5 protein-coding genes are annotated in these 4,632 nt (G+C 35.8%); 4 read left to right on the top strand and 1 reads right to left on the bottom strand.

The features are described from left to right. The first annotated feature begins 161 nt into the window (after positions 1 to 161). The 3 genes from ABS911_RS14420 to ABS911_RS14410 all read left to right on the top strand — a co-directional run bounded on the left by ABS911_RS14420 (position 162) and on the right by ABS911_RS14410 (position 2,738). Positions 162 to 812, top strand: coding sequence for a hypothetical protein (locus ABS911_RS14420; protein ID WP_350468135.1), 651 nt, complete (start codon positions 162 to 164; stop codon positions 810 to 812). Positions 813 to 960: 148 nt separating this feature from the next. After that, on the top strand, positions 961 to 1,746 hold the full coding sequence (yghU, locus tag ABS911_RS14415; protein WP_350468134.1) for a glutathione-dependent disulfide-bond oxidoreductase: 786 nt from the start codon (positions 961 to 963) through the stop codon (positions 1,744 to 1,746). 272 nt (positions 1,747 to 2,018) lie between these two features. After that, entirely contained in the window at positions 2,019 to 2,738 is a 720-nt protein-coding gene (locus ABS911_RS14410) for a DNA alkylation repair protein (protein ID WP_350468133.1), read from the top strand. A 152-nt stretch (positions 2,739 to 2,890) separates the two neighbouring features. On the opposite strand, the gene fabV is transcribed toward ABS911_RS14410, so the two are convergent. Then, the gene (gene fabV, locus ABS911_RS14405; protein WP_350468136.1) at positions 2,891 to 4,084 is read right to left on the bottom strand and encodes an enoyl-ACP reductase FabV; all 1,194 of its coding nucleotides are present in this window, start codon (positions 4,082 to 4,084) and stop codon (positions 2,891 to 2,893) included. A gap of 277 nt (positions 4,085 to 4,361) precedes the next feature. Between fabV and ABS911_RS14400 the strand changes: the two genes are divergently transcribed. Further along, the coding region (locus ABS911_RS14400) for an MBL fold metallo-hydrolase (RefSeq protein WP_350468132.1) at positions 4,362 to 4,632 on the top strand (271 nt) is incomplete at its 3' end.

Genomic DNA, 4,632 nt, shown 5'->3' with positions numbered 1-4,632 from the left:
TTAACTTTATTCTACAGAAGGGACTTCCTTTTTTGTATGTTTTTTATTCATTTACACAAAATATTTTACACTCTCCAGAATCGAGTTTAGTGATAAACTAACATTCAGTTGTAATTATTAAGTATAATCTTTTTGATTTACTATTTTAGGGGGAGAAAAAAATGGGATTTATTGTTAATAAATTCGTATTAATTGGATCGTTAGGGCTGGTACTAGGTGCTTGTTCTACAACAACCGACACGGAAGAAAGCTCAGAGAATACAACAGAAGAGGCCGTAGTAGAGACTATAGAGGCAGTTGAAGAAACTGAAGAAAAAAGTATTGTAGCCGATGAAATGACAACAACTTTTTATCCAGAAGTAACTAGATTAAGACATCTTACCGAAGAAGACCTGGAGTGGTACGATATCATTATAACTAGATTAAATGCTATAGATGATTTCTCAGGTGATCGGGAGACTGTGTACGAGATAGCTGAAGAATACGGAGAAGATCCTGAAGAGTTATATTTTGATTGGTTAGAGATTTGGGATGCAAAATGGCACGGTGACAATGGTAATTATGCTATTTTGTCAGAAGCTAATGATAAACTGATGACTGAAATTCTTGAAAAAAATATCGTAGGGGAAAAGATAGAACAAACTAGTGGTGGATATGAGTTATACCAAGAAAATTTAACTACCTCTGTACATCATAAGCTAGATGTAGATGGAAAACCTTACGAAGTTGCTTACGTAATTGAACACAGAGATGATTATAAAATTGCGGAAATAATTGAGTTTAGTGTTAATGGAGAAAAGATAGATTTATAGATAGAGCATGTTTAGTTATGTTCCTTGTAACTATTTCGTTGCATCAATAAGAACCGTATCATAAATAGGTGGACAAGCTAAAATTTGGGCAAAATGGTGCTTGCGTAGTATGATGAAGTTACGAATAAAAATTATGAGGAGTGGTTTGATGACAGCATATGAATTACCAAAAGTTTGGCAGTGGGAAGAAGAGAATTCAAAAAAAGGTGGCAATCGTCCAACAGCTGGGAGTCGTTTTGAACAAAAATTACCAGTTGGAGAGGCACCGTTTCAACTCTATTCGTTAGGAACACCGAATGGCATTAAAGTCACGATCATGTTCGAAGAGCTAAAAGAATTGGGTGTAGAAGGCGCAGATTATGACTTGTACACTATCAATATTGGAGAAGGCGACCAATTTGGTTCAGATTTTGTTGAAATCAACCCTAATTCTAAAATTCCAGCCCTTGTTGACCAAAGTCAAAGTCCTCGTTTGGATATTTTTGAATCAGGTTCCATTCTTCTTTACTTAGCGGAAAAATTTAACCAACTGATTCCGACAACTATTCACGGTCGGACTGAAACCCTTAATTGGTTATTCTGGCAAATGGGAGCAGGTCCTTATGTTGGTGGAGGATTCGGTCACTTTTTCGCGTATGCTCCAGAGCCTATGAAATACCCGATTGATCGCTTCACGATGGAAACGAAGCGTCAGTTAGATTTACTAGATAAAACCTTAGCAAACCGACCTTATATAGCTGGCGATGCCTATACCATCGCAGATATTGCTATATGGTCTTGGTACGGCCGTTTAGCTTTAGGAAAATTATATGAAGGATCATATGAATTTTTGAATCTAGATGAATACACCCATCTCTTAGAATGGTCTCATCGCATTGCAGAACGCCCAGGCGTTCAAAAAGGTTTGGCAGCGGAGTCTCAACCGTTAAAGTAGTAGTTTAAGAAAATAAAGTATTAATTTTTTTCTTATAGATATAATACGTTTTTTTGACAGATAACGGTTATAACAACCACGCATTTAATAAGCAAAAGAATAGAACTAGAATAATGAAAAGCTTTTATTTAAGCTTTTCATTTTTTTAAGCTTCAAAAAAATGATAATTACAATAGGTTGATTAAATTTTCCGATGTTGAGATAATAATGTGAAATGAACTTTTTTTGTGTAACGAGAAATAAGAAATGAGAAAAGTTTTAGGGGGTAGGATATGTCTAACATAATAGAACAGGTAAGGCATGAACTAATCAATCATTCAGACGCAACGACAAAGGAAAGTGGTAAAAGATTTTTTAAGGAAGAAGTAAGACGGTATGGTGTAAAAACTAGTATAGTCTCGAAGATTTCTAAAGAGGCATTTAAAAGTATTGAAAAGCTTTCAAAAAAGGAAATATTTGAGTTATGTGAAGAACTATGGATTTCTGGAACAATAGAGGAATCTTTTATTGCTTGCAATTGGGCGTATGCGATAAAAAAACAGTATACTGAAGATGATTTTTTTCTGTTTGAAAGATGGGTAAATGAATATGTGACCAACTGGGCATCTTGTGACACGCTATGTAACCACACTATTGGAACATTCTTGGAGATGTATCCATTGTACATTGAAAAATTAAAAGATTGGACGAAATCCCAAAATAGATGGGTTAGGCGTGGAGCAGCGGTATCACTTATCGTACCAGCCAAAAAAGGTCTATTTAAAGAGGACATATTTGAAATTGCAGATAGTTTGTTGTTGGATACGGATGATTTAGTACAAAAAGGATATGGCTGGATGCTGAAGTCTTTGTGTACCAAGTATGAAGACGATGTATACCAGTACGTTTTAAGCAAAAGAGACATTATGCCTAGAACTGCTTTAAGGTATGCTATCGAAAAAATGCCAAAGCCAATGAAGCAGGAAGCAATGATAAGAGAGAAAAAAAGGTGAGTAAGAATTAACATGCTAGATTTCATGCCTTTTAGAAGCTGCATTTAAATGCTCAAAGTATAGTGGCATATTCATTACTAAAAAAAGACGGTGTTCATCAAGGGTCTACAAGCCCAAGGTGAACACCGTCTTTTTTTAGAAACCTTATAAAATTAAAGCGTTAACTCTTTTAATTCTTCTATAGTAACGTCTTGATCAACATAACCATCAACCATGAAGCCACTTAAATTTGAAAACTCTTTATAAAAAATGTCATAAGCCGTCATGTCAGAATTGAAATTTTCTTCATTTAATTTTTCAATGAGTTCCTTTGTTTTGGCTTGAGTGTCGCTGTCAAGTTCCCAGTTATCAGGTCTAAGACGGCCCACTTCATCGTATTCAGGCTTGTTGCCATAAATCATTTCTCGGTAAATTCGATCTTGATGCATAATCGGTGTTTCATGAGTGCCTTTTTCTGCCATTACTTTGTAAAGACCGATACAATACACAGGGAAAAAAGGAATAACTGAACTTGCTTTAGTGGTAACCGCAGTGGCAACCACAATCTGTGCTTTACCGTTAATGTCAGCGAGTAACTCATTAATGTTCTCCGTTTTTTCATCACAATCTGCTTTAGCAAGGCCAAGAGTACCCCCACCATAGTAAGCGTGATTAAGTTCTGTTCCTAAATAAGAATAATTTGTTGTTAGAACTCCTTCCGTTAAAACGTCTGCTTCTTTTAGTGCTTTCATCCATAATTCCCAGTCTTCTCCACCCATTACTTTGACTGTACTAGCGATTTCTTGGTCGTTTGCGGGTTCCAAAGTTTCCGTATAGAAAGTCTGCTCTTGCATATTAATATTAGGACCAACTACGGGCTCCCCAATGGCTTTAATGGAAGAAGTGTAAGTCTCCCCAGAATCAGGATCTGTTCTTCTACCGCTTGCCAGACTGTAAACGACTAAGTCTACTTTGCCACCAAATTCGCTCTTGATATAATCGATAACTTCTTGCTTGCTTTCATGGCTGAAGGCATCCTGAACAAAATTTTTAGCAACCAGGCTTTCTTTTTCAGCGGCTTCTCGAAAAGCAATATTATTGTACCAGCCAGCTGTACCTAAATTCTTTTCGTTCTTTGGACCCTTTTCAAAAGAAACGCCAATTGTATCTGCTCCAGTACCGAAAGCTAAGCTGATTCGGGTAGCTAAGCCGTAGCTTGATGATGCGCCAATGATCAATACTTTTTTTGGACCTTCATAAGTTCCTTTGCCTTTTACATAGTCAATTTGATTCAATACTTCCTGTTTGCATCCAAGTGGATTTATACCTAAAGCTACATTTCCACGAATATTTTGTTTGAATTCCATCATGATTAATATTCCTCCATTAAATCGTTATAAGAATATCATATCAGAAAAAGCGTCTTATGAGAAATTACTTATCAAAATTTCACATCAAAGTTCATTACTTGTATTTACCAATCAGTAGTTAAAACTGAAGGTCTATCAAAAATTAAATAATTCTGTTGGTAAGGTAAGAATAGGATAATTATCAGAATAATGAGAGGTTCTGGTATAATCAATAGTATATTAAAAATCACATTTCAAATATGAATACTAAAATTCAAAGTGAGGAGACATATTTATGGATATTAATCTCGTAAAAGCATTTTCTGATAATTATATTTGGATTATTGAAGAAGGTACAGAGGCAGTGGTAGTCGATCCAGGAGAAGCTGAACAAGTAATGGACTACTTAGAGGAAAAGCAACTACAGTTAAACTCCATCCTTTTAACTCATAATCACGACGACCATATCGGAGGAGTTCAGAAAATTTCAAAAAAATACCCAGATGCCTCAATTTATGGGCCGAAAGAAACAGAGGACATAGCTGACCATATCGTAGTGGACGGGG

This window comes from Carnobacterium sp., assembly GCF_040274425.1.
Note: the sequence above shows the minus strand (reverse complement) of the source record. Positions and strands in the feature narration are given on the sequence as shown.